This window comes from Marisediminitalea lipolytica (assembly GCF_001758465.1).
In the GTDB taxonomy this organism is placed as follows: Bacteria; Pseudomonadota; Gammaproteobacteria; order Enterobacterales; family Alteromonadaceae; genus Alteromonas; species Alteromonas lipolytica.
On sequence record NZ_MJIC01000010.1, the window covers coordinates 740,598 to 766,605 of the forward strand.

Consider the following 26,008-nt stretch of genomic DNA (forward strand, 5'->3'; position numbering starts at 1 on the left):
TTTCATTCAATCACGGCCTGATTAACAATTAACTGCAACGCATCCGGCGAACACCAGCAAGCAACAACAGCGCCGCTAACCAAACCAGCGACAAACTACCGCCGCCTCCGCTGGGTCTGTCGGTTACCGTAACGGTAACCGTTTGAGTAACGGTATTGAGCCCGTCTGATGCGGTTACTGTAAAGGTAACGCTGGTTGAACTGTCAGTTTCAGGTGCCGTAGAACTGTAAGCAGCGCCGCTAATGCCATTTATTGTATAAACAATGTCGTCACCTTCTGGATCGGTAGCCGAAGCCCTGACGGTGATCGTAGCACCTTCCTGAACACTGGCTGGCGCACTGACGTTCAGTACCGGCGGTTGATTGGGCGTTACGGTAATTGTTACGGTCGCTGAATCACTGAAACCATAGGTATCCGTGGCGGTTATTTCTAACTGCACCGTCGTTCCTTCATTCACAGAAGCCGGTGTTACGCTCACCTCATTACCGGTTACTAAGAGGGTAGCGGCTGGTCCGCTTAACTGGGATACACTTAAGGTTACCGAATCGCCGTTCGCATCGGTTACGCTGAGCGGTAATACAGCTGTTTGAAATTCAGTGAGACTAATACTGGCTGATGCACTGCCATTAATGGTGATCTCTGGTGCTGCGTGTAGCTGAGCCTGCGTATTCACCTCGGCGATTTCTTCAGTTGTACCCGGAATATTGGTTACGCGGGATGTTAACGTGACCGGGATGGTGCCATTAAGTGCACTGCTATCATCAACCTGCAACGCAAAACTCAGTGCCGCAGGGCCAGTGGCTGCTATGTTATTTGCTGGCGTCAGGCACAGCACAGTGCCCGATTGGATCCGGGTTTCAACATCACCCATTGGCGTATTGCTTGTAGCGGCATTAAACGCCAGAGTTTGACCCGACTGCCCCGAACTGTTCTGCCAGCCAACGGTACCCGCCATCGACTCGCTAAGGCTAGTGGTAACGTTCTGATAGGTAAAGATGATTTGAGGCTCATTGGTGTCTGGAGCATGATTAATGATCATCTGAATATCCGCACCATATTCACCAGCTTGCAGCCCACGCCATTGTATTACCGTGATGCTGCCAGCAGCTAATGTTGCGACAGTTAGCCCGGAAGTGGCCTCATCATTAAATGACCAGTCGCGCCAAAGTGGCGCAAACAGAGCGGTAGATAACGTGCCGTCAGCCAGCATCCGGTTTACTCCGGGATAAGCAAGCGCGGGTGACGAAGATGGCATGATAAAACCATTAGAAGAAATGGTAATGCCGTGCCATTGCTCACCAAAGGCATTTACACTAACCGGGAAGGTTGCAATGACGTTGCCATCTTTTGTGTTTAAGGGCTGATAACCTAATCCGGATAAATCAACAAAACCGGCATCGGGTGCCAAGCACTGGCTATCGGATTGCGGCGTCGTCAGGTTATAGCCAGACAAACCGGCGGTAACACTTTGCGTAATCGACCAGCTGATAGTGTTGCCATTGATTACGCCGCCATCAGAGACACTGCCTGCAACCACACTGGTGCCGTCCGGCAGGCTGACTTCAATGTCGTAATCGCGGTCTTCATTGGTTGTGTTGGCAGCAACCTCAACGCTGTAAGTAACGCTTTCGCCGGGCGATACCCGACCATTACCGGCAACGGCCAGACCAACATCATTGTCACCCCGCACAATATCGACCGGGATAATGCCCAGGTTAACCGGGGTTTCTGCACTGGCGCCAAGGGTTACGCTGGCATAATACCTGTCACCGGTTAAGCTGCCGTCTAATGCCCACAACAGCCTGAGATCAAAGGGGTCGCGAAGGGCAACAGAGGAGGGCGCGTCAAGTGTCAGGGTACCATCCGTGGTACTACCAACCACTGCATATTCGACGGTAAAGTTGTCCTGCTGTAGGGCACTACCGGTATAATTATGGACATAAATCCGGTAGGTCCCGGCAGATGGCAGGAAAATATTGAGATACTCATCCCAACTGAACCCGGCGCTGATATCCAGTAATTCATCCTCACTAAAAAGACCGTCGCTATTAGCATCGTAGGCGATATACAAATCCAAATCCGGTGCACTGGATTGGGTAATCTCCACCACCAACCGAGGCGCATCATCTGTGACGACGATATCCAGACTGTACACGCCGTCAGTCAGATCATCGTAGATATCGTTAGGCGCTGAGTCTTCGGTCACGGCACCCGTTATTTTCGTAGCCAGGGTAAGTCCGGTGACATCATAGGTAAAATCGGTGATCTCGATAGCCAGCAGATCTTTAAGCAACAACGAATCGTTTGCCCGAGAGCTGGTTTGTTGAATTGCTTCCGGAAAATTACCGTTTGACGCAATTACCGCCACAGGCACATGGAGTGCGGTGGCATCATTACCGCTAATCAGGACGTTGGCGAAACTCCAGTCGGAATCAAGTGCGTTCCATGTATTAAGGGTAAAGGTAACGGTTTGTGACTGGCCTGCGGCCAGCGTCATGCTGGCAGGCTCGGCGGTCAGGCTTAAACCGCTGTCCATATCATCCAGCGCAAAAGACCAGCTGCCATCACGGGTGGCGGTAAACGTGCGTTGCCAGCGACATTCAATTAAACAGTTATTATCAACCAGTGCGGGCAGGTTAAGTGATTTCGGGTCGCCGCCACGCAAAGGATTTGCGGCGGTATAATTGGCTTCTGTTTCTTCCATAATCAGGCTGGCATCTGCCGCTGCATCTATCTGCATTCGGCCAGCGCCCATATCCAGCCAGTTGGCGGCTGTGCTGCTACCGTTAATGCCAACAGTTGTAGTTGCCGTCAGCATTATAGCCGAGCGAATAGCATCGGCGCTCCAGTCCGGGTGCAACTGACGTAACAGTAAGGCGGCTCCGGCAACGTGGGGCGATGCCATGGACGTACCGTCCAGATAGGCGTAATCTGCCGGCGCTGGCCCTGTTGTTTCGTGGCCGTAATGTTCATCGGCGTAAGCCGCATAAATATCGACACCGGGCGCAGTGATCATGGGCAGCAGGGTGCTTATTTCGGTATTCGGTCCGCGGGATGAAAATCCGGCGATATGGTCCGCCTGATCACTGTTAACGGAGCGAATTCCCGCAGTAGCAGAAATAGTCGCGCGGTGATCACTACCGCTGGCCAGCCAGGTTTTAAGCCGTTCACCATCCGCTGCGTTAATGTGGATCCCGGGAATGACGTACTCATCCGCCACCAGATTTTCAGCATCACCCGCAACATTAGCCAGAACATAGCCGCCGGCGCCGCCAGCTGCCACGTTGATGGCTTTTTGGATACGCGCGATATCGCCTCTGTCACAGACCACGATTTCGCCGTTAAAGCTCCCATCAGGATAAGGCTCCAGACACTGGGCCGGGTCGCCGGTTGGATCGTTAGGGTTGGCGTAATCCCCGGCATACACAATGGCGGCTGAGATGGCACCGGTATTACTTTGCCCACTGATACCGCCAGGGGGGGTAGTGCCACCGCTAAAACTGCCAATGGTTTTGGATAAATCCAGACTGCGTCCGTGAGTGCTGGCCGCTACCGGGGTTATCCAGGGCGCGTATTTATCACTGGTTGCCCGGTCCGGGCCGTCATTACCGGCTGAGTGGGCAACAAAAATGCCAGCGTTATTGGCTGATAGCCAGGCTTCGCTTAAGGTATCACCCCAAACGTCTTCACCACCAGAAATGGAATAGTTGATGGCATCAACAATGCCGGTGGCTATGGCGTCGTCGATGGCGGCTATGGCAACGTTTCCGTAACAACCATTGTACTGGTCATCATTCTCACCGGGTAAACATACCTGAAACGAAATGATATTGGCATGAGGCGCAACGCCACTGATCTGATCAAAGGTAAACGCGCCGGCATAACCATCACTTTGTTCCAGATCGTAGGCTAATCCTACCGCAGGAACGTCGTACAGGATGTTGCCAGCGGCAGTACTCGCCACGTGTGAACCATGACCGTTGTAATCTTCGCCATTACGCGGCAGTCCTGGCGGGAAAATACTGGTGTCACTGTAATCATTGGTAATTTGAGGATAACTGTAAACACCAATAAGTTTGTCATTACAAAGGGAAGGGTAAGCGACTTCACAATCGCCAAGATAATTACCACTGCCCAGCGGGTTAGTATGGATATAACCATCGCCGCCTGTTGCGGCAAAGGAAGGGTGATCAGTATTAATGCCAGTATCAAAAATGGCCACCACAGTACCTTCCCCAAGGGCATTGATACTTTGCTGTGTATTGCCTGCCCAGACAGCCGTAGCGCCTATCAGGGATGGGCTCGTATCGGTAGTCAGGTGAAACTTCTTATCTGCGGTTACCGCTTTTATGCCGCTCAGTTTTCTGATTTGTACCGCCTGCGCGGGTGTCAGCTCCACAACCATACCGTTAATGGCAAGCTGAAACTGGCGCTTAACCTTGGTATCGCCGGTTATTCGGGCAATGTCATTCAGCACAGATTGCTGACGCTGCTGTAAATACTTACGATAAGCTCTGACGTGATTAGCCTGCGTATCCAGCTTCCGCTTAGCCGCTTTACCCGGTGTTAATCCTGATGGCTCGGTCTTGGGATTGGTCGCCGAAAACCCTGTAATGCTGCCGTTATACTGGGCCACTGCAGGTTCATTCAACTGCACGATATAGGTTTGTTTACCCTTAACCTGACTATCTGCTTTAGCCGTGATTCGATTAACCGATGGCGTCGGTTTATTAACCGAATTCGGCAGAATCTGTTCTTCCTGCGCAACGCTGGTGTGAGTGAGCAATACAAGGCTTAACGCACTCGTAATTAATGATAAGGACTTCACATTCATACTCCGTAGTGAAAAGAACAGTGTCCTGTTACTTATAGTATTGTGGGTTTTAACACAGCCACAGCACAGATGTAATACCTGTTACGCAGGTTATGTGATTCTGGCTCTCAGGTGACTGCTATCCTAATAATTTAAGCTGAATCTAAGCTGACTTTGGCCAAACCGGCAAAGATTAAACAGAACGTCCCATTTTGGTCGAATCGATTAGGATGAATAGTTTAATAAAATGTAAACGCAATGTTATTTTGATAAGACGCTCCTGCCTGTCATGCTCTAAAGTATAAAGAAATAATAAGACAGTTTAGAGGCAGCTGATGAACGACAGAAATCACCTGGGGAATGTGTCGGTGACACATGAGGTCAGGATAATCGAAAACGGCTTACTGGATATTCCCATGCTGGCGATTCTTGATGCTGATGGCAATATCTATCCTGATGCCAGTGAGCCGGCATTACGCCAGGAACTGGCCGTTAAGATGTATCACACCATGTTGTACACCCGCATGCTGGATGAGCGCATGGTGGCTGCGCAACGTCAGGGCCGGATCAGTTTTTATCTTGCCAGCACGGGCGAAGAAGCGGCGGTAGTTGGCAGTGCGGCGGCGTTGTCTGATAAGGATATGATCATGAGTCAGTACCGTGAGCAGGGCGCCCTGGCATTTCGGGGCTATACCTCAGCCCAGTTTATGAACCAGATGTTTTCTAATCGCCTGGATCCCAACAAGGGGCGGCAAATGCCTATTCACTATGGTGATAAAACCCTCAATTTTATGACCATTTCATCGCCGCTGGGTACGCAAATTCCCCAGGCAGCTGGCTATGCCTATGGCCAGAAATTACAGGGCAATGACGCGCTGACCATTTGTTATTTTGGTGAAGGCGCCGCCTCAGAAGGGGATTTTCACGCTGGTTTAAATATGGCCGCCGTTCTTAACTGCCCGGTCATTTTCTTCTGCCGTAACAATGGTTATGCCATCTCCACCCCGGCAGAAGAACAGTTTGCCGGTGATGGTATCGCATCGAGAGGCATCGGCTATGGCGTGAGAACTATCCGCGTTGATGGCAACGATCCACTGGCGGTGTACAGTGCCACTGTTAAGGCGAGGGAGTTAGCGTTATCGAGTTTACAACCGGTATTGATAGAAGCCATGACCTATCGGCTGGCAGCGCATTCTACCTCAGATGATCCCAGTGGTTACCGTTCGAAAAAAGAAGAAGAAAAATGGCGTTTAAAAGATCCGCTGCAACGGTTCAAAGTCTGGCTGAGCAATAAAGGCTGGCTGGCCGAAGCGGATACCGAAGACTTCCTGAAAACGGTTCGCAGCGACATTCTGGACGCGCTGAAAACGGCGGAGAAGGTCCCGGTTAATCCCATCAGCGATATAGTGGAAGATGTTTACAGTGAAGTGCCGTGGCATCTGCAGGCACAGCGCGAAGCATTATTGGTCCACATCAAACGTTACCCGGATAAATATCCTAAAACAGCGGGTGAGGTGAACAAGTAATGGCAAAGTTAAATTTACTCCAGGCCATCAATCAGGCGCTGATCACCGCCATGAGTGAAGACGAAAAAGTTGTCGTATTTGGCGAAGATGTGGGTCACTTTGGTGGTGTGTTTCGGGCCACCAGTCATTTGCAGGAAAAGTTTGGTAAAGCCCGCTGCTTTAATACGCCGCTTACCGAGCAGGGCATTATCGGCTTTGCGAATGGCCTGGCAGCCCAGGGCAGTGTACCGGTGGCTGAAATTCAGTTTGGTGATTATATCTTTCCGGCCTTTGACCAAATCGTCAATGAAACCGCGAAATTTCGCTATCGCTCCGGAGGGCAATTCTCCTGTGGCTCGCTGACTATCCGTACTCCCTATGGCGGTGGTATTGCCGGCGGTCATTATCATTCGCAATCGCCGGAAGCTTTCTTCAGTCATGTCCCCGGGCTTAAGGTGGTGGTGCCGCGGGATCCTTATCAGGCAAAAGGCTTGTTACTGGGGGCTATCCGGGATGATAACCCGGTGTTATTCATGGAACCCAAACGACTTTACCGGGCCTCGGTCTGTGAAGTGCCGGAAGAAGACTATTCCATTGGTCTGGGCAAGGCTGAGGTTATTCAGGAAGGCAGTGATATTACGCTACTGGCCTGGGGCGCGCAGGTAGAGATTATTCAGAAAGCCGCCACGATGGCACTGGAAGATGGAGTGTCCTGTGAAATTATCGATTTACGCAGTATTTTGCCCTGGGATGCGCACACCGTTGCCGAATCGGTGATGAAAACCGGGCGCCTGTTAATCAACCATGAAGCGCCGGTAACCTCAGGTTTTGGCAGCGAAATCGCTGCGCACATTCAGGAACAGTGCTTTTTGTACCTCGAAGCGCCCATTACCCGGGTTTGCGGTCTGGACACGCCTTATCCTCTGGCGCATGAAAAAGAATACATGCCGGATGAGTTCAAGACCTACGAAGCCTTAAAACGCATGCTGAATTACTGAGGTTAAATATGACAGATTTTATTTTGCCTGATATTGGTGAAGGCGTAGTGGAGTGCGAGTTACTTGAGTGGCTGGTTAATGAAGGTGATACGGTAGCAGAAGACCAACCCGTTGCCGAGGTGATGACTGATAAAGCCACAGTGCAGATACCCGCTATGCATGGTGGCGTTATTACGCGGCTTTATTATCAGCCCGGGGATATTGCCAAGGTGCATGCGCCGCTGTTTGAGCTTAAACAGCATAGCGAGCAAAGCCAACCGGAGCAGTCGGAAATCGAAACGCCTAGGGGCAGCGATCCGGAACCAGAGCCGGTGAACACAGACCCGGTAGGAGCGGTCGAAACGTTTATCCTGCCTGATATTGGCGAGGGGATAGTAGAGTGTGAAATTGTTAAATGGCATGTCGATGAAGGGGATTTTGTAAAAGAAGATGACGTTGTCGTTGAGGTAATGACCGATAAAGCGGTGGTTGAGATCCCGGCTAAGCATGGCGGTACGCTGATCCGGCGCTACAATGAGGTGGGTCAGGTGGCGAAAGTGCATGAAGCTTTATTTGAGTTGTCGGCTACTGATGCTACTTCCTCGCAAACCATTAACAGTGCACCGGCTATTACTCAGACTTCACCACAAATTGCTGACAAACCCGCACATGGGTTTCAGGAAGGCAATGTTGAACCGCCCAAAGTCATCGCAGGAAAGGTGCCTGCAAGTCCGGCAGTAAGACGTCTGGCCAAAGAAAATAACCTCACCCTGGATAAGATCACCGCTACCGGTAAGAAAGGCCGGGTGCTTAAACAAGATGTCCTTAATGCGATGAATCAACCGGTACAGAAGGCAGAACAGCCTCCTGCCAGCAACACGATAGACCGGGGGCAAGGCGAGGGAAGAACCGTCGCTTTAACGCCTGTGCAAAAAGCCATGGCGAAACAAATGACCCGTTCAGTCAGCACTATCCCGCACTTTACCGTGTCTGATGAACTTAACATGGATGGATTAATTGATTTAAAAGCATCGCTTGCCGATCAGTTTGACAGTGCCGGGATAAAATTAACCTTTATGCCGTTCTTTATTAAAGCCTTGTCCTTGTGCTTAAGCGCCTATCCGCAATTTAATGCCCGTTTGAGTGAAGATGGCAACAGCATGACTTACCTGACAGACCATAACATCGGCTTTGCGGTAGACGGTGCAGCCGGTCTGCTCGTGCCTAACATTAAGCGGGTGCAATCCATGAGCCTGATGGACATTGGCCAGGAAATGCAGCGTATTGTGGCTGATGCCCGTGAGGGCAAAGTAACCGGTGCGGATCTCAGGGACGGCACCATTAGCATTTCCAATGTAGGCGTGCTGGGTGGTACTACGGCAACACCGATTATTAACCATCCGGAACTGGCGATTGTTGCGCTGGGTAAGATTCAGCAACTGCCGCGCTTTGATGCTCAGCAAAATGTAGTGAGTCAGTCGATTATGCAGGTCAGCTGGTCAGCCGATCACCGGGTAATTGATGGTGCCACCATGGTACGGTTTAACAATTTATGGCTGGATTACCTCACTAATCCGCTGAAAATGTTAAGTCAGTTGCATTGAAATCATTATAGCGTTGACACCTCAGGCACAAATCAATGTACTGGCAAGTTACCTTACTCAACGATAAACTTGCGCGATTCGCGCAAGTTTTGCCTGTACCAGACATAGCAATGCTATCCGGGTACCGGCCTCATGAGAGAACATCATTTTGCTAAGCTATCAACACGGCTATCATGCCGGAAACCACGCTGACATTCTTAAGCACTTATGTTGGCTGGCTGTCATTAACCGGCTCAAACAAAAAAATAAGCCGTTTAACCTGATTGATACCCATGGTGGATCGGGATGCTACCGACTGGATTCAGCACAAGCTAATAAAACCGGCGAGTATAAGGACGGTATTCTCAAGCTCGATCAGTTTTCCCCGCAGGATCCATTGCTCATAGATTATCTGTCTTCACTTGCCGTTTACCGTAATCACAACGAATACCCGGGGTCGCCGGTGCTGGCGGCTGACCTGTTGCGGGATAACGATTCACTGCATGTGATGGAGCTTCACCCCGGTGAGTTTGATAATTTAAAAGCTAACCTTAAACAGCATAACGGGGCAGGCCACGTACACAGTCATTTTCGTGATGGTCTTGAGGGTTTGGTGGCGTTATCACCGCCAAAGCCTAATCGCGGCGCTGTACTCATCGACCCGCCTTATGAGTCCCGTTCGGAATATCAGGCGGTTGTTAAAGCCGTTAAAGATTGTCTGAAACGCTGGCCTCAGGCGCAAATTCTTATCTGGTATCCGTTATTGTCTGACCGGGCCGGTGACAAACAGGGCGAGGCCGAAGCAATGTGTCAGAGGCTGGCTGAACTTAACCACGACGTTCTGCAAGTAGAATTACTGGCCGAAGATAAAGCAGCGGATACGGGCATGTATGGCTCAGGTGTGTGTTTTATCAATCCAGCCTGGCAAGTCGACAATATCCTTGATGCCAGTTTAACAGAGCTTAGCCCGCGACTTGGCACCCAGTGTCAGTACAACGTGGCGTGGTTAAATAAACTCGAGTCATGACCAGAAAAGGTATCCGCCATTTCTATATTCCGGAAGAGCAGTCGGTTTATCTGCTCTCCCATGCGGATGCCAAAAAGCTCAAAGACTGGATAGCACTCTGTGTGGCACAGCTACAGAGCCTGGGGTTTACCGATATCGGTCTTATAGGTAAGGGCGCTTATGGCTTTGCCTTTGGTGGCCGGGATAGCGCCGGGGCAGAAATGGTGTTTAAGTTTACCCGCATAACGCTGCCTGCCAGTATCCAGGACCGTCTTGAAGAAGAAGCCTTTATGCAGGGGCTGCTTGAGCACCCGCATATTCCCGCCGTTAAAGAGTTTTATCAGCGGGGGCGGCAATCTATTTTAATGATGACACGGGCACCGGGCGTCGATCTTGAGCAAATCAGCCTGCGCGACGGCCCAATCCCGCCCCGTTTAGTGGTTAAAATGGCAGTGCAATTAGGCAGAATATTGCTTTATCTGCGCCAGTTTACCCATGATGGCAGCCCGCGGCCCATCGTCCACGGCGATATCAAACCGTCAAACCTGGTGTGGGATGAACATACCGAAAGCCTCAGCCTGATTGACTGGGGCTCCAGCGTGTATGCGCAGCTCGATGAGCATTTGCAGCCGGTGCAGAATAATGTGCTGGATTTAATGTCCGGCGACATTCAGGAAACAAACGCACGCCTGGGGGATATCTATTTTATCGGTGATGCCCAGCTAAATGGCGAACGCTCCAGCCCGCGCTTTGATGAACAGGGGCTGGCAGGCACGCTCTACGCGCTAGCCTCAGGCCAATCTGCCCGCTTTGCCCATGAGGTAATTACGCCTTCCTCTTTGGGTTTACCTAAGCTCTTGTCGGACATTCTTACCCATATGCTGAGTGACGATGTGACCAGTCAGCATGGCGGCGGCGATTATTTACTGTCGCACCTTAATTTGTTGGAAAACATTGTGTTTGGTGATGATGTTCCGGCTCACTACGAGGCGTTGTTACCCGTATGGGTAGCTAAAGAACATAAGAATATAGAATCTGTGGTGTATAGCTCGCGTAAGTCCTTTTTACGCCAGCAAAGTGACTTAACCAGTGAACAGTCACAGGCGATGTCGCAACTTGGTTACCTGAACGATGCCCAGTTTGAACGCTATTATAAAAATTACCTTGATGGCATGGGCGCTACCGAGAAAGGCTTTCTTGCGGCGATCAGCCGCCTGGCGCGTTACCCGGTTCTGGGCGGGCTGGTGATCCACTGGCAACCGGAAGGGGTGTATATTGATTCAAGTTTGAATCTGCAGGACCCAACCAAAGAGCAGGCGTTTAAGCATGCCGTGAATACGGTGGTTATACTGGCCCGGGCGATCCATCGTCAGGGCGTGTTCAAATGTTGCTTATTTGACGCCAAAAATACCCTGCACATTGAACGGGACTCAGTTGACGCGCCCTTTGTGGCTGGTGCCGCGACGGCTATTCCTTATGAAAAGTCCAGTGTATCGTTAAGCGCATCGGAAAGCCGGGTGCATTCTTATTTTGAAGATGGCGATGATCCTGATGAGTTTCTCGCTCTGCCGCCACAAATCATGCAAGCCATTAAAGCGCTCAACGCTATTCATCATACTGGCTGCATTATTTTTGAAGCGCTGGAAAATCACCTTAAAATACATAGTTACTATCGTTTGCTTGATCATACGAAAGAAAATGAGTTTAATGCCTCATTAAATGAAATCATTGTTTCACTGCCGTTATTGTCTGGCGAGGGGACTTGTGGCTTTATGAAGTTACCTTATAAAGACACGCGTTTTTTTGAGCATCGTGTCCGGTGTGCCGATAAATTTTACCCCCGGAATCCCCGTACGCGTTGAATATCTGCATAATTCGCAGAGTGGGCAGTGATCGTCTCTAATGTTTTGGGAGTGAGTCGTGGAACAGGAAAACGAAGTTAAAGTATCTTCATTATTAGAACTGGAAACGCTGGAACAAGGTCTTTACCGTGGCCAGAGCTGGGATTTAGGCTTTCGCGCTCTGTTTGGCGGTCAAGTGTTGGGCCAGGCGTTAAAAGCCGCCTGGGAAAGTGTCCCCGAAGGCCGGGTTGCCCATTCTTTCCATAGCTACTTCTTATTGCCCGGCGATGCTTCTTTACCTGTGGTTTATGATGTAGAAACGGTGCGTGATGGTAAGAGTTTCTCGGCCAGACGAGTTAAGGCTATTCAGAACGGGCGTAATATCTTTTATATGACAGCGTCGTTCCAACTCCCAGAAGAGGGCATGCAGCATCAGTATGCTGCTATGCCTGACGTTCCTGCGCCACTGGAAGTGGAGCCGGATATAAGAATGTATGAGCGATACTTCGATAGCATGGGGCGCCGGATGCAAAAAGCATTAAGCTACCATCGCCCTATTGATATTCGCACCATCGACGCAGAAAATTCGATTTCGTCAAATACCAGTACGCCAGAACGCTATACCTGGCTACGCGCGAATGAAGAACTCGGGGACTCGCAGGCTATGCATCAGGCTGCGTTGGCCTACGCCAGTGATTACCACTTTTTAACAACCTCATTGCAACCTCACGGTGTCAAAATTACCGACCGAAACCTGAGAATAGCCACTATCGACCATGCCATGTGGTTTCACCGCCCGATTAATATGAATGACTGGTTACTCTATTCTATCGAAAGTCCGGTCAGTGGCGGTTCAAGAGGCTTAGTCAGAGGTCAGTTGTTTAATCAGCAGGGTGAGTTAGTTGCGTCTACCATGCAGGAAGGCCTGATGCGGATCACCGAGTGACCTGCCTCGCTTTACGTTTAGTCATAGCAGGGTGACAACAGAAAGTTTTCTTCCCAATAAAAAATGCCCAGAACTTAAAAAGCTCCGGGCCTAGGGGAATGGCTCATTGCTGAGCCGTGCGCTAACTTTTACAAAGGGAGGGTGAACAAATCATCTTTGTAGATTTGTAATCATAGCTCAAAATTGCTCACTTTATAAACAATTTTTTCAATCTGCCTTTATTTTGTTCAATTATAGATGCTAACCAAGGGTTTACGCCAGATTTTAGGTGATTGATTGACAACAAGTGCACAATTTATAAGCAGGTTGTGCAATATTTATCCACAACTTGATTTGTTCACACAAATCGTCCCCCACTATATAAATTGATGTGTCTCAACTCTCTTTATGCATTCACTCTGTGAATGATGATAATCGTTTTTCAGCCACAAACTGTGATTGTGGTTTAGCCTGTGAATTGCCAGAATACGCCCACATGTTTAATTAACCAAGCAGGTATCGCTATGAAATCATACAGCAGTCATATTCCACCGCAACGCACGCTGATGGGGCCGGGTCCTTCAGATGTCAGTCCTCGTGTGCTTAATGCTATGGCGCGCAGTACTGTGGGTCACCTTGATCCGGGTTTCATCGGGTTGATGGACGAAACCAAAGAATTATTACAATACGCGTTTAAAACCAATAACGCACTGACCATGCCCGTCTCTGCACCAGGCTCAGCCGGTATGGAAGCGGCTTTTGTAAACCTGATTGAGCCAGGCGACACTGTGATTGTTTGCATAAACGGCGTATTCGGCATGCGTATGCGCGAAAACGTAGTACGCAGCGGGGCCACTGCCGTTGTCATTGAAGATGAGTGGGGCACACAGACCGATCTGAATAAACTGGAAGAGGCCTTAAAAGCACACCCTGAAGCGAAAATTGTTGCCTTTGTACACGCAGAAACCTCTACAGGCGTTCGTAACGACGCGGAAAAAATGTGTGCGCTGGCCCGCCAGTATGATTGTCTGACAATCGTAGACGCCGTAACGTCATTGGGTGGTATTGAACTGGCCGTGGACGACTGGCAAATCGACGCGATTTACTCCGGTTCGCAAAAGTGCCTGAGCTGTGTACCCGGTATTTCACCGGTGTCTTTCAGTGACAAAGCACTGGAAGTGATTAAAAACCGTAAAACACCGGTACAAAGCTGGTTTTTAGATATGAATCTGATTGTGGGTTACTGGGGTCAGGGCGGTAAGCGCGCATATCACCACACAGCACCGGTAAACAGCATCTATGCGTTACATGAGTCACTGGTGATGCTGCACGAAGAAGGTTTGGAAAACGCCTGGGCCCGTCATGCGCGCCTGCACGACAAACTGGTTACCGGACTTGAAGAGCTCGGTATCGAAATGGCGGTAGATAAAGCCTATCGGTTACCACAGCTTAACGTAGTGCGTATTCCTGAAGGCGTTGATGATGCCGAAGTACGTGGTCGTCTGCTTAATGACTACAACCTGGAAATCGGTGCAGGCCTGGGGGCATTTGCCGGTAAGGTTTGGCGCATCGGTCTGATGGGCGCGGCATGTACCGACAAGAACGTTGATTTTTGTCTGGCGGCATTAAAAACCGTTTTGAAGTAAGCTCACCGTCGTGAATAATCACGACTAAATAATTCCTGAATTTAATGGCTGGTTAAATAAAAAATTGTTATTTGCCAGCCATTAACGCTACTATCGCAAACTGTCGTTGCTGGTTTACACCGATAAGTAAGTCTGACAGTTCAGCCTGCCCGTTACTTTTCTTTTGTCGCTCTGCAACGCTTTTCATTTTCTGTTATTAAGCGCGGGATTAACGTCTATGCTGCATCGAATCTGGCTCACTTTCATTGTTAGCGCTTTTCTGGCGACCTTATATCAGGCGTTTTGGGGCGACAATCCCGGTGGCTTTCAGGATGTCATGTCCATGGTCAGTAACATGGCCAGTCTGAGTGTGGAGATTGCTATTGGTCTGATAGGTGTACTGGCCTTCTGGCTGGGTATCTTTGAAGTTGCCGAAAAATCAGGATTGATTCAGAAATTCTCACGCATTCTGGCACCGTTTTTATGCCGCATTATGCCGGACATTCCTCGCGATCATCCCGCCCTTGGCAGTATTACCATGAATATGTCTGCGAATTTGCTGGGCCTGGATAACGCGGCAACGCCATTTGGTATCAAAGCCATGCAGGACATGCAAACCCTGGCGCCCCGCAAAGATACCCTGACCAACAGCCAGATATTATTTCTGGTACTTAATACTTCGTCTGTTACGTTGTTTCCCATTGCGGTGTTTTTGTATCGCGGTGAGCAGGGCGCGGCCCAACCTACCGATGTGTTTATTCCTATTTTACTGGCAACCAGCGCATCAACGCTGGCCGGCCTCATCGTGACCAGCCTGGTGCAACGCATTAACCTGTTTAATCGCGTTATATTACTTTATCTGGTTGGCGTATTTGGTTTGCTGGCGGCCGTTATCCTCTATTTTGCCCAGTTAGCCGCGACAGAATTAGCCAGTCAGTCTGCCATTGTAGCCAATAGTCTGCTGTTTACCTTTGTTGTGGGCGTATTGATTGCCGGTTGGCGAGTGGGTAATAACACCTACGAGCAATTTGTCGATGGTGCGAAAAAGGGATTTGAAGTAGCCGTGTCGTTAATCCCGTTCTTGCTGGCCATGCTGGTCGCCATTGGTATGCTGCGGGCCAGTGGCGTGATGGATATTCTGGTGCAAATGATTGCATCGGTAGCGGGCTGGTTGGGCTTTGACCCACGCTTTGTGGACGCTTTACCCACCGCCTTGATGAAACCGCTAAGCGGCAGCGGTGCCAGGGCACTGATGATAGAGACCATGCAGCACCATGGCGCGGATTCTTTTGCCGGGCGGTTAGCTTCGGTTATGCAAGGCTCTACCGAAACGACGTTTTATGTATTAGCAGTGTATCTTGGCGCAGTGGGCATAAAACACTCGCGCTATGCGGTAGCGTGCTGTTTAGCCGCTGATGCGGCCGGTATATTCACCGCAATAGTGGTAAGTTACTGGTTCTTTGGTTAAAGCAGAGTATCACCATGCCGCAGTGTTGGTTCAGTTTGAGTTAAGACAAAACCTGCCATAGTGCACGGGTCTCAGTTTCAGGAGTGTTTTATGAGTTGGAAAGTTGTTTTATTAGCTGCGGTTGGCCTGGTATTAAATTTTCAGACCCTGGCCGCAGAGCGGACCTTACAGGTGGCTGGTCAGGGAGTGATAAGTGCTGCGCCGGATGCCTACACGCTCACTATGGTAATTGAAGAGCGTGGCGCGGTGGTAAGTAAACTTAACGAACAGGCTAACCACAAACTCAATGCTGTCGTCAGTTTTTTACTGTCACAGGGGATTACCGAGGACGCTGTGCAGTCAATGTCTGTGAATTTATCGCCCTGGTACGAACACACATCAAATGGTAGGGAAAACAAAGGCTTTGTGCTTACCCGTCAGGTACGCGTAACCTCTAATCAGTTGCAAAACTACGATACGGTACTCGATGGTGCTATGAAACGCGGCATCAACCGCATTGACCAGTTCGAATTTATTAATACCCACCCTGATGAGGTATATCGCCAGGCTCTGATAGCCGCGGTAGAAGATGCCAAAGCACGCGCCAGTCTGATTGCCAAACAAATGGGCGTCAGTATTAGCGGTGTTATTGCCGTTACCGAAACCAGGGGCTATTCGCAACCGCCGGTAGGGGTTCGCATGCGCGTGCAGCAAGAGGCGGCGATAAGTTTACCGGGGCAAACCGATACTTCTGCCACAGTGAATGTCACTTTTGCTATCGAGAATTAATCTTTCCGGTTATTTCATGGATTAACCTTTGTTGAGGGAACTGCTAAACTTTGCCGGTCTAATTGTTTTTCACTAGAGAGTTGTACTTTGACCGACACCAGCAATTACCCTCAACTACTGGAACAAGCCAAAAGCCTGATCGCCGGCGAACCGGACCTGATAGCCAATCTGGCCAACATCAGTGCACTGCTTTATCACAATATGCAGGATGTGAACTGGGCTGGTTTTTATCTGTATAAAGATGACCAGTTAGTGCTGGGGCCGTTTCAGGGCCTGCCAGCCTGTATCCGTATTCCTATGGGCAAAGGCGTATGTGGTACAGCTGCGGCAACCAATACTATTCAGCGAATTGAAGATGTTCACCAGTTTGCTGGCCATATCGCCTGCGACGCTGCCTCTAATTCTGAAATTGTCATTCCGATTACCGTAAATGGGGCGCTGCTGGGCGTGCTTGATATCGACAGCCCGAAATTAGCCCGCTTTAGTGCTGAAGACGAAGCCGGGCTGGCGGCAATTGTGAACGCATTAGTGGCTGAGCTTGCATGAAGTACATGGTAGATATTCAGGTGGTTCTGGCGACCTGGGAAGATATGGAAGACGTGTTTGAAGAGCCGGATGAAGCGGCTGAGCGTCTCAATACCATTCTTCATATGGTTTATGATCGGGCCGATGATGATATTGAAACCGAGCGTTTAGAGAAGATTCTGGCTCACACCTGGTCAATTTGGCACCAGGATGACAATTTATTGTACGTAAATGATGATGATTTGCTTGATTGGGTTGACCATCTGTTAGCAACTTGGGATGATGCAGACAATCTGGACTAACACTAACATGCATTGACATTGATGGAATCATCACAGAAGTTTAGCAACAGCAAAGAGGTTATTACCTTTCTTGCCGAGACATTTCCAAATTGCTTCACCCTGGAAGGTGAAGCAAAACCCCTTAAAATTGGCATTTTTCAGGATTTAGCTGAGCGCCTGGCAGAAGAGGAGCGTGTCAGTAAAACACTGTTACGTTCGAGCTTACGTCATTACACCAATAGCTGGCGCTATCTTTACAGCATAAAGAAAGGCAATTTCCGCGTTGACCTGGATGGTAACCAGGATGCTGCCATTGAAGAAGAACACGAAGAGCACGCTAAAAAGCAGCTTGACGAGAGTAAAGCCAAAGCCGCTGAAAAGCGTAAGCAAACGGCTAAAGCTCAGCGCAAGAAAGAGCCACGCCCGGCTACCGCTAAAAACGGCGACCAACCAGGTAAATCTAGCCCTGGACGCTATAATAGTGGAACTAAATCAAAAACCAGCAGACCAATAAAGACGCCCCCGGAAAAACTGTCTGACGCTGACCTGACTGTAGGCACAGCAGTAACAGTAAAACTTGGTAAAGCACCCATGCCTGCGGTAATTACTGAAGTGGCAAAAGATGGCGTTCATGTGCAGTTAGACTCGGGGATGGTAGTAAAGGTTAATCCGCAGACTCTGCGTTTAGCACGTTCCAAGAGGTAGTAATATGAAAGATATACTTCGCATTTCCGTTGCCAGTGCCATTCTTGCGCTAAGCGTAGGGGCCGGAGCGGTCACATCTGGCAATAGTGTCGAAGATCTGCCCATTCTCCAGCAAGAGGCTCAGCATTCTTCTGCGGCCAAGCGTATCAGCACCTTGTTCACCCGTGAACATTACAAACTGATCAAAATGGATGATGAGTTATCTGAGAAAGTGTTTGATCGCTATCTCAAATCCCTCGACGGAAATCGAAATATCTTTCTGCAATCTGAGATTGACCAGTTCAGCAAGCACCGTGATGAATTCGATGAAGCTATCACGCGGGGTAACCTGCAGGTTGCCTACGACATTTTTAATCGTAGTCTGGAATCCCGCGTACATCGCTACGAATATGCATTAACCTTGCTGGGCGAAGATTTCGATTTCGAAAAAGCAGGCGATAAGTTTTATTACGACCGCGAAGATGCAGCCTGGCCGGCCAATCAGGCCGAGCTGGACGAATTATGGCGTCAACGGGTTAAATACGATGCGCTGAATTTAAAACTGGCGGGCAAAGAGCCGGAAAAAATCAAAGAGCTGCTAACCAAACGCTACGAACGCGCCATCAAGCGCCTTAAGCAAACCCAGAGTGAAGACGTTTTCCAAACGGTAATGAATTCCTTTGCGCGTAGCATCGAAGCCCATACCAGTTATTTGTCGCCCCGTAACGCTGAACGTTTCCAGATGGACATGAACCTGTCACTGGAAGGCATTGGCGCCGTTTTGCAAAGCGAAGATGACTTTACTGTCATCAAAAGCGTGGTAGCAGGCGGCCCGGCTGACAAATCCAAAGCCATTAAGCCAGAAGATAAAATCATTGGTGTTGCCCAGGGTGACGAGGATTTTGTTGATGTTATCGGCTGGCGTCTGGATGATGTGGTTGAGCTGATTAAAGGGCCGAAGGGCAGCGAAGTTCGTTTGCAGGTTCAAAAAGGCGCGTCTGATACTACTACCGTTTCTGTGGTCAGTATTGTACGGGACAAAATTAAGCTGGAAGATCGCGCAGCAAAATCTGAAGTGGTGATACCGGATACCGGCCCACATCAGGGTGAAAAAGTAGGGGTTATCAATATTCCTAGTTTTTACAACAACCTGCATGCCGATGTCTTAAAGCAGATTAATATTCTTAAAGCCGATGATGTTAAAGCCATTATCGTTGATTTACGCGGTAACGGCGGTGGTTCATTATCAGAAGCAACGCTGGTATCCGGCCTGTTTATCGAACAGGGCCCGGTGGTGCAGGTGCGTTACGAAGATGGCCACATGAGTGTGAATCAGGATACCGATGGTAAGGTAGCTTACCAGGGGCCGTTAACCGTACTGGTTGACCGCTACAGTGCCTCAGCGTCTGAAATCTTTGCTGCTGCCATGCAGGATTACAACCGCGCATTGATTATCGGTGAACAAACCTTTGGTAAGGGCACCGTTCAGCAGCATAAAGGCCTTGGCCGTATCTACGATCTTTACGATAATCCACTGGGCAGCGTGCAATATACCATTGCCAAGTTTTATCGGATTAACGGTGGGAGTACGCAGCATAAGGGTGTAGTGCCTGACATCAGCTTCCCGTCGCCAATCGATCCGGCTGATTGGGGTGAAAGCCAGGAAGAAAACGCGCTGCCATGGGACAGCATCAAACGCGCTAATTACACCACATTTGGTGATACCCAAAGTGCGCTGGATGTGCTGGCGGCCAAACATAATGCCCGTATTTTACAAGATCCTGAATTTGCCTACATTCAGCAGGATATTGAAAGATATAAGAAAAACAAAGATAAGAAGTTTATTTCTCTGGTTGAATCCGAACGTTTAGCCGAGAAAAAAGAAAACGAAGAACAAGCACTGACCCGTGCTAATGAACGCCTGACCCGCATGGGCCTGCCTTCCGTTGAAAATCTCGACGATCTGCCGGAAGCGCTTGAAGAGCTGGATCCGTACCTGACGGAAGCCGCCAACATTACCCTGGATATGGTAAACACGGGAAAATACGCGCTAACCCGTGGGTAACCTTCGCTTCATTAAAGGGCTGACAGCATTGTCGGCCCTTTTTTTCATTGCATCAGACACTCAAAAAACAAATACTAACGACAGTTAGAACTAACTATAAAACAATAATAAAGGGAACAATGTGTATGGCGGCTCGTGGTGAGTTTTCTTCTCGTATTGGCTTTATACTGGCAGCAGCCGGCTCAGCGGTGGGACTGGGCAATATCTGGGGATTTCCGACTCAGGTAGCCAGTAATGGTGGCGCGGCTTTTGTACTGGTCTATTTGGTACTGGCTTTCGCACTGGCTTATCCGGTGTTAATGGCGGAATTAATCATAGGTCGCGCTCACCGCGCTAATATGGTTGACTCGCTGGGTCAGATCACGCGCAATCCTTTAGGCCGGTTAACCGGTTTGTGGGGCTGTGTCACGGTATCACTCATCCTGGCATTTTATGCCATTGTCGGCGGTTGGATGATCGCGTTCTTTGCCGAATCAGCGACCCGCCCCGTGGTTTCTCAGTCGGTAAATGAATGGTTAACCAGTTACTCTCTTAGCAGTAACATGGTGTTTTGTGCGCTGTTTTTGGTGCTGACTTCCTACATCGTTCTTGGTGGTGTTAAAGCGGGCATCGAGCGCTGGTCAGTCCGTTTAATGCCTACGCTGTTTATCCTTATGGGCCTGTTGATTGTGTATGTCAGCTTTCAGCCGGGTGCCAGCGAAGGCTGGGCCGCCTATCTGGTCCCCGATTTTTCAGTTGTAATGAATCCCGATCTGTTAATTGATGCTATGGGTCAGGCCTTTTTCTCCATGTCGCTTGGGGTGGGGACTATGCTGGTATATGGCTCTTACATGGGAAAACACGAAGACCTGCCTTCAATTGGTGCTGCCGTTGCCCTGGTAGATATCGGTGTTGCCATTATTGCCGGGATGTTGATTATCCCAGCTATGTATGTGGCACTTAATAATGGTGTGGAAATCTTTTCATCTACCGGCGAACTGATAGCCGGTGATCAGCTGATTTTTACTGTTTTACCAGCGCTGTTTAATACTATTGGTCCCATTGGGCTGTTGGTGTCTGCGGTGTTTTTTGCGTTAATGGTGATTGCCGCCTTAACCAGTTCAATATCCATGTTGGAAGTGCCTGTTGCCTACTTATCAGAAAGCCGCAATATTTCCCGGCCCAAAGCGGTAGCCATTGTGACTTTGGTTATTTTTGCTGCAAGCACACTGATTATCTTTAATTTTTCCACGTTATTTGGTTTTGTAATAGCGCTGACTACCAAATACAGCCAGCCGTTACTGGGCTTTGCGCTATGTATTTTTGCCGGTTGGGTATGGAATCGTAATGAAGCCCTGGCTGAACTCAAGGTCAGTTCACCGGATATGGAACAGCGGCTGTTTTGGCGAATTTGGCCCTGGTACGTCAAATTTGTCTGTCCTTTAGTTATTCTGCTGATGTTCTATCGCTCGGTTGTATAAGGAAATCACCATGACTAAAGAAATCAAACAACCAACGCTACTGGATGCGTTTATTCCGGTGATCTCACTGGTTATTATGCTGGGTACGGCAGTGATTTTGTTTGCCGACAACTCTTCTTATGGACCTAACCAGGTTTCCTTACTAATCGGTACGGGCCTGGCAGCCATTATCGGTATGAAAAACGGCCATACCTGGCACGAGATTGAAAAGGGAATTATTCAGGGCATTTCAGTCTCTCTTGGCGCTTGCCTGATCTTGCTGGTTGTAGGTGCCCTCATTGGTACCTGGATGCTGGCTGGTACTGTACCAACACTGATTTACTATGGCCTGGAGCTACTTAACCCCAGTATGTTTTACGCCGCAACCTGTATCATTTGTGCCGTGGTGGCCATGAGCATTGGCAGTTCGTGGACGACAGCGGCCACCGTTGGTGTAGCTTTGATGGGTGTGTCTGCTGGTATGGACATGTCACCTGCTATTACCGCAGGGGCAGTGGTGTCCGGTGCTTATTTCGGCGATAAGATTTCGCCGTTGTCAGAAACCACTAACTTAGCACCAGCGGTAGCCGGTACGGATTTATTTGAGCATATCCGCTATATGCTGTGGACAACCATTCCCAGTTTTGTGCTGTCACTTATTCTGTTTTTAATTATCGGTTTAAGTGAGTCCGGCCAGCAGTCAGCAGAAAAGATCCAGCAAATGCAGGTGTTGTTGGATGATACCTTCAATATTAACGCTTTCATGCTGGTGCCATTGGTAGTGTTACTCACGCTGGCTGTGCGTAAAATGCCAGCATTTCCGGCCGTTGGTCTGGGGGCATTATTAGGCGGCGTCTGGGCACTGATTTTTCAGCCTGATGTGATCCAAAGCATGAAAGACAGTGCTGACTCTTTTTCTGTTGGTGCGCTCAAAGTAGTGTGGACGGCCCTGTTTGACGGCGTTAGTTTTAACACCAGCGATGAGAACCTTAACAGCCTGTTGAGCCGTGGTGGTATGTCGTCCATGCTCAATACTATCTGGCTGATTATGTGCGCCATGTCTTTTGGTGCGGTGCTGGAACGGGTAGGGCTGTTAACGCGTGCTGTGAGTGCTATTTTGCATGGCGCAAAAAGTGCCGGCGCCATGGTAAGCCGGACCATTCTTACCTGTATTGGTACCAATCTGATTACATCTGACCAGTACATGGCCATTGTTATGCCCGGTCGTATGTACAAAGAGGAATTCGCCAAGCGCGGATTACATCAGCTAAACTTATCCCGAAGCCTGGAAGACGGCGGAACCATAACATCACCATTGATCCCCTGGAATACCTGCGGAGCTTACATGCACGGTGTGTTAATGGTGCATCCGTTTGAGTATATCTTCTTTGCTTTCTTTAACTTAATCAGTCCGGTTCTGGCTGTCATTTATGCCTATCTGGGTATAAAGATTTTACGTCTTGACCCGCCAGAATCAGTGATTGCAGCAAAATAAACATCTTGTTAGGAGATGAAATGACGCTAGTGGCTAAACGCCGCGAAGATTATCGCGCGCCTGATTTTACAATTACCGATATCGCGCTGGATTTTACTCTGGATCCAGCGGCGACCCGGGTAGTTAGCGAACTTAAAGTGCAACGCCAGGGGGATGCTTGTGCGCCTCTGGAGCTCGATGGTGAGCATTTGCAGTTACTGGAAGTGGCTATTGATGGTCAGCCGGTAACTGATTACCAGCAAACGGATTCAGGTTTAACCCTGTCGTCGGTGCCGGATTCATTTTCCCTGCGCATCGTGACAGAAATTAACCCCGGCGAAAATAAAGCGCTGGAAGGGTTGTATTTGTCCAACGGGGTGTATTGCACCCAATGCGAGGCAGAAGGCTTCCGCCGTATTACCTATTATCTTGACCGACCCGATGTACTGGCCCGCTTTACGGTTAAAATTACCGGCGATAAAGCGAGCCTGCCAACCATGCTGGCAAACGGAAACCCGGTAGACAAAGGCACCAATGAAGACGGCAGCCACTGGATACAGTGGCAGGATCCGTTTCCAAAGCCGAGTTATTTGTTCGCTCTGGTCGCTGGCAGTTTTGATCAGCTCAGCGATACTTTTGTCACGCAAGGCGGTAAAACCGTTGCCCTTGAATTGTTTGTTGATAAAGGTAAGCGTCAGCGCGGTGTGTTTGCACTGGATGCGTTAAAACGCTCAATGAAGTGGGACGAAGAAGTCTTTGGTCTTGAATATGACCTCGATATTTACATGATTGTCGCCGTGGACTTCTTCAACATGGGGGCCATGGAAAACAAAGGCCTGAATGTTTTTAACAGCAAGTTTGTGCTGGCTGATCAGGCGTCTGCAACCGATGAAGACTTCTTTAATGTAGAGTCGGTGATTGCCCATGAATATTTCCATAACTGGACCGGTAATCGGGTAACCTGTCGGGACTGGTTCCAACTGAGCCTGAAAGAAGGCCTGACGGTATTTCGTGACCAGCAGTTCAGCAGCGACATGAGTTCGCCGCTGAGCAATCGTATTAAGCAGGTCAGGGTAATGCGCGAACATCAGTTTGCCGAAGACGCCAGTGCCATGAGCCATCCCATTCGCCCGGATGAAGTGATTGAGATGAACAACTTCTATACGGTCACCGTGTATGATAAAGGCGCAGAAGTGATCCGTATGATGCATACCTTACTGGGCGTTGACGGATTCAGGGCCGGCATGGACGAATATTTCCGTCGTCACGACGGTCAGGCCGTGACCTGCGATGACTTTGTCTCTGCCATGCAATCGGCCACTGATATTGATTTAACCCACTTTTCCCGTTGGTACAGTCAGTCAGGCACACCACGATTAGCGGTTAAACGCAGTTTTGACGAGGCGTCTGAAGTGCTGACGGTAACTATCACTCAGCAAAACCTGCCCACAGCCGAACAATCAGATAAACAGGATTTATTTATTCCTCTGCAGATAGAGTTTCTCGATGCTGATGGTCAGCACGTCTTGCCGGATAACGGCATGTATCGCGATAATCTGGTTATAGTGGATAAGGCCGAAATGACACTGACCTTTACCGGTAAAGGCCAGGCTGTCACGCCGGTTGCGCTGGGCAACTTCTCTGCACCAGTAAAACTGACTTCGGATTTAACGCCGTCTGAGTGGTTGCATGCGTTTCGCTTTGCTAACGATGCATTCAGCCGTTGGGATGCTATTCAGCAGCTGTATGACTGGTGCATTGAACAATATTATCGGGGCGCGCCGCATCAGGTGGATAACACTATCTGGCAGGGGCTGTATCAGGCTGTTGAAGCCAGTCAGGATAACCCTGAAATTCTGGGGGAGTGTTTAGTGATCCCCAGTTTTGAAACCCTGTGCCAAAGTCGCGACAACATTGACGTACATGGACTAAATAAAGCCAGACAAGCGTTTAGCCATGATTTAGCTAAATTTATGCAGGACCTGCTGCTGATTATATACCAGACTAATCAAACTGATTCCTATGCCTATGAGCCAGAGCAGGTTAGCTCTCGCCGGTGTAAAAATGTGGTGCTGGGTTTACTCGCTGAGTTACCTCTGGCAGAAACGTTTATCACTGAACAGTTTAATGGGTCGGACAATATGTCAGATACCTTAGGTGCACTGAAAGCTGCGCAGGTATTTGATCTGGTTCTGTTTAATAACCTGATGAACGCGTTTGAACAGCGCTGGCGTGATGATCCGCTGGTACTGGATAAATGGTTTGGGTTGCACGCCACTTGTGAACGCAGCGATATTCTGGCGCAACTGACTTTGCTGCGCCAGCATCCACAGTTCAGCCAGCAAAATCCAAATCGGGTCAGGGCAGTCATAGGCAGCTTTGCGTTTTACAACACGGCTGGTTTCCATGCTGATGATGGCAGCGGCTATCGTTTCCTCACCGATTACCTGTTTGAACTGGATAAAAGCAATCCTCAGGTGGCTTCCCGGTTGGTTACTCCACTGACTCAGTGGCAGCATTACGCGTCTGACCGCCAGGCACTGATGAAACAGCAATTGGCACGGTTACTTGACGATGCATCGTTAAGTAAGGATTTATACGAGAAAGTCAGTAAAGCACTGGCCTATGGTCATGATTCATAACACCGATCGAATTTATTATTTTTCGGTTAGTGAGCCATACCATCAGTGTCAGCTTCTTTACAGTGGTTCGGTACCCGTTGTGGTACTGACCGCTGACTCGGGTGAGCGGGTTCAGGTTCCTTCGGGCCGAATCCGCCAATTCATTGATAGTCGTGGCTTTTATGGTCGATTCAGACTTATTGTTTCAGCGCAAAATAAAATCAAATCTTTCGAGCGTATTGCTTAAATTTGAACTATAACTATCAAGCGGTTAAGAAACTCTTTACCAGACCTAATTTCTCTAACAGATTAAAAAATCTGCATTTTTTCAACTGGTACGATTAGTTCTTGCCATCTGTGTAAAATGATGTAATCATTTTGTTAAATAAACCGATGAGTTTGTCGTTT

General features: G+C 49.2%; 18 protein-coding genes. 17 read left to right on the plus strand and 1 reads right to left on the minus strand.

Annotated elements, in window-relative coordinates:
* Positions 1 to 28: 28 nt before the first annotated feature.
* Complete coding sequence (locus BFC17_RS22910; RefSeq protein WP_280513545.1) at positions 29 to 4,828, minus strand: S8 family serine peptidase; 4,800 nt, start codon at positions 4,826 to 4,828, stop codon at positions 29 to 31.
* 320 nt (positions 4,829 to 5,148) lie between these two features.
* On the opposite strand from BFC17_RS22910, the gene BFC17_RS08785 reads away from it, so the two are divergent.
* From BFC17_RS08785 to BFC17_RS08865, 17 genes are all read left to right on the plus strand, one after another.
* The gene (locus BFC17_RS08785; RefSeq protein ID WP_070176059.1) at positions 5,149 to 6,339 is read left to right on the plus strand and encodes a thiamine pyrophosphate-dependent dehydrogenase E1 component subunit alpha; all 1,191 of its coding nucleotides are present in this window, start codon (positions 5,149 to 5,151) and stop codon (positions 6,337 to 6,339) included.
* Complete coding sequence (locus tag BFC17_RS08790; RefSeq protein WP_070176060.1) at positions 6,339 to 7,316, plus strand: alpha-ketoacid dehydrogenase subunit beta; 978 nt, start codon at positions 6,339 to 6,341, stop codon at positions 7,314 to 7,316. The genes BFC17_RS08785 and BFC17_RS08790 overlap by 1 nt, the downstream gene beginning before the upstream one ends.
* A gap of 8 nt (positions 7,317 to 7,324) precedes the next feature.
* A complete protein-coding gene (locus BFC17_RS08795) occupies positions 7,325 to 8,899 on the plus strand; it encodes a dihydrolipoyllysine-residue acetyltransferase (protein WP_070176061.1) in 1,575 nt (524 codons plus the stop codon).
* Positions 8,900 to 9,047: 148 nt separating this feature from the next.
* Entirely contained in the window at positions 9,048 to 9,905 is an 858-nt protein-coding gene (locus BFC17_RS08800; protein WP_070176062.1) for a 23S rRNA (adenine(2030)-N(6))-methyltransferase RlmJ, read from the plus strand.
* Positions 9,902 to 11,746 carry a protein kinase domain-containing protein gene (locus tag BFC17_RS08805; RefSeq protein ID WP_070176063.1) on the plus strand — a complete coding sequence of 615 codons (1,845 nt, stop codon included), beginning with the start codon at positions 9,902 to 9,904 and terminating at the stop codon, positions 11,744 to 11,746. The genes BFC17_RS08800 and BFC17_RS08805 overlap by 4 nt, the downstream gene beginning before the upstream one ends.
* Before the next feature lie 58 nt (positions 11,747 to 11,804).
* Positions 11,805 to 12,671, plus strand: a complete 867-nt coding sequence (tesB, locus tag BFC17_RS08810; protein WP_070176064.1) for an acyl-CoA thioesterase II — start codon at positions 11,805 to 11,807, stop codon at positions 12,669 to 12,671.
* Positions 12,672 to 13,174: 503 nt separating this feature from the next.
* Positions 13,175 to 14,296, plus strand: a complete 1,122-nt coding sequence (locus BFC17_RS08815; RefSeq protein WP_229680900.1) for a pyridoxal-phosphate-dependent aminotransferase family protein — start codon at positions 13,175 to 13,177, stop codon at positions 14,294 to 14,296.
* Between the two features lie 217 nt (positions 14,297 to 14,513).
* Positions 14,514 to 15,743, plus strand: coding sequence for a nucleoside recognition domain-containing protein (locus tag BFC17_RS08820; RefSeq protein ID WP_070176065.1), 1,230 nt, complete (start codon positions 14,514 to 14,516; stop codon positions 15,741 to 15,743).
* Positions 15,744 to 15,833: 90 nt separating this feature from the next.
* Complete coding sequence (locus BFC17_RS08825) at positions 15,834 to 16,511, plus strand: SIMPL domain-containing protein (RefSeq protein WP_070176066.1); 678 nt, start codon at positions 15,834 to 15,836, stop codon at positions 16,509 to 16,511.
* An 87-nt stretch (positions 16,512 to 16,598) separates the two neighbouring features.
* The gene (locus BFC17_RS08830; RefSeq protein ID WP_070176067.1) at positions 16,599 to 17,057 is read left to right on the plus strand and encodes a GAF domain-containing protein; all 459 of its coding nucleotides are present in this window, start codon (positions 16,599 to 16,601) and stop codon (positions 17,055 to 17,057) included.
* A complete protein-coding gene (locus BFC17_RS08835; protein ID WP_070176068.1) occupies positions 17,054 to 17,338 on the plus strand; it encodes a hypothetical protein in 285 nt (94 codons plus the stop codon). Before BFC17_RS08830 ends, BFC17_RS08835 begins: the two co-directional genes overlap by 4 nt.
* Positions 17,339 to 17,359: 21 nt before the next feature.
* Entirely contained in the window at positions 17,360 to 18,022 is a 663-nt protein-coding gene (gene proQ / locus BFC17_RS08840; protein ID WP_070176069.1) for an RNA chaperone ProQ, read from the plus strand.
* A 4-nt stretch (positions 18,023 to 18,026) separates the two neighbouring features.
* Positions 18,027 to 20,066 carry a carboxy terminal-processing peptidase gene (gene prc / locus BFC17_RS08845; RefSeq protein WP_070176070.1) on the plus strand — a complete coding sequence of 680 codons (2,040 nt, stop codon included), beginning with the start codon at positions 18,027 to 18,029 and terminating at the stop codon, positions 20,064 to 20,066.
* Between the two features lie 125 nt (positions 20,067 to 20,191).
* Positions 20,192 to 21,526, plus strand: a complete 1,335-nt coding sequence (locus BFC17_RS08850) for a sodium-dependent transporter (protein WP_070176071.1) — start codon at positions 20,192 to 20,194, stop codon at positions 21,524 to 21,526.
* 10 nt (positions 21,527 to 21,536) lie between these two features.
* A complete protein-coding gene (gene nhaC, locus BFC17_RS08855; RefSeq protein ID WP_070176072.1) occupies positions 21,537 to 23,000 on the plus strand; it encodes a Na+/H+ antiporter NhaC in 1,464 nt (487 codons plus the stop codon).
* A 20-nt stretch (positions 23,001 to 23,020) separates the two neighbouring features.
* Positions 23,021 to 25,621: an aminopeptidase N gene (gene pepN / locus BFC17_RS08860; RefSeq protein WP_070176073.1), complete on the plus strand. Its 2,601-nt coding sequence runs from the start codon at positions 23,021 to 23,023 to the stop codon at positions 25,619 to 25,621.
* Positions 25,611 to 25,847 (plus strand): DUF2835 family protein, encoded by a 237-nt coding sequence (locus BFC17_RS08865; protein WP_229680912.1) that lies wholly within the window; start codon positions 25,611 to 25,613, stop codon positions 25,845 to 25,847. Before pepN ends, BFC17_RS08865 begins: the two co-directional genes overlap by 11 nt.
* The last annotated feature ends 161 nt before the right edge of the window (positions 25,848 to 26,008 follow it).

What these genes read in the sequence shown, in the direction of transcription:
- BFC17_RS08785 (WP_070176059.1), top strand. Translation starts at nt 5,149, where the DNA reads ATGAACGACAGAAATCACCTGGGGAATGTGTCGGTGACACATGAGGTC.
- BFC17_RS08790 (WP_070176060.1), top strand. Translation starts at nt 6,339, where the DNA reads ATGGCAAAGTTAAATTTACTCCAGGCCATCAATCAGGCGCTGATCACC.
- BFC17_RS08795 (WP_070176061.1), top strand. Translation starts at nt 7,325, where the DNA reads ATGACAGATTTTATTTTGCCTGATATTGGTGAAGGCGTAGTGGAGTGC.
- BFC17_RS08805 (WP_070176063.1), top strand. Translation starts at nt 9,902, where the DNA reads ATGACCAGAAAAGGTATCCGCCATTTCTATATTCCGGAAGAGCAGTCG.
- BFC17_RS08815 (WP_229680900.1), top strand. Translation starts at nt 13,175, where the DNA reads ATGAAATCATACAGCAGTCATATTCCACCGCAACGCACGCTGATGGGG.
- BFC17_RS08820 (WP_070176065.1), top strand. Translation starts at nt 14,514, where the DNA reads ATGCTGCATCGAATCTGGCTCACTTTCATTGTTAGCGCTTTTCTGGCG.
- BFC17_RS08825 (WP_070176066.1), top strand. Translation starts at nt 15,834, where the DNA reads ATGAGTTGGAAAGTTGTTTTATTAGCTGCGGTTGGCCTGGTATTAAAT.
- BFC17_RS08835 (WP_070176068.1), top strand. Translation starts at nt 17,054, where the DNA reads ATGAAGTACATGGTAGATATTCAGGTGGTTCTGGCGACCTGGGAAGAT.
- proQ (WP_070176069.1), top strand. Translation starts at nt 17,360, where the DNA reads ATGGAATCATCACAGAAGTTTAGCAACAGCAAAGAGGTTATTACCTTT.
- prc (WP_070176070.1), top strand. Translation starts at nt 18,027, where the DNA reads ATGAAAGATATACTTCGCATTTCCGTTGCCAGTGCCATTCTTGCGCTA.
- BFC17_RS08850 (WP_070176071.1), top strand. Translation starts at nt 20,192, where the DNA reads ATGGCGGCTCGTGGTGAGTTTTCTTCTCGTATTGGCTTTATACTGGCA.
- nhaC (WP_070176072.1), top strand. Translation starts at nt 21,537, where the DNA reads ATGACTAAAGAAATCAAACAACCAACGCTACTGGATGCGTTTATTCCG.
- pepN (WP_070176073.1), top strand. Translation starts at nt 23,021, where the DNA reads ATGACGCTAGTGGCTAAACGCCGCGAAGATTATCGCGCGCCTGATTTT.
- BFC17_RS08865 (WP_229680912.1), top strand. Translation starts at nt 25,611, where the DNA reads ATGATTCATAACACCGATCGAATTTATTATTTTTCGGTTAGTGAGCCA.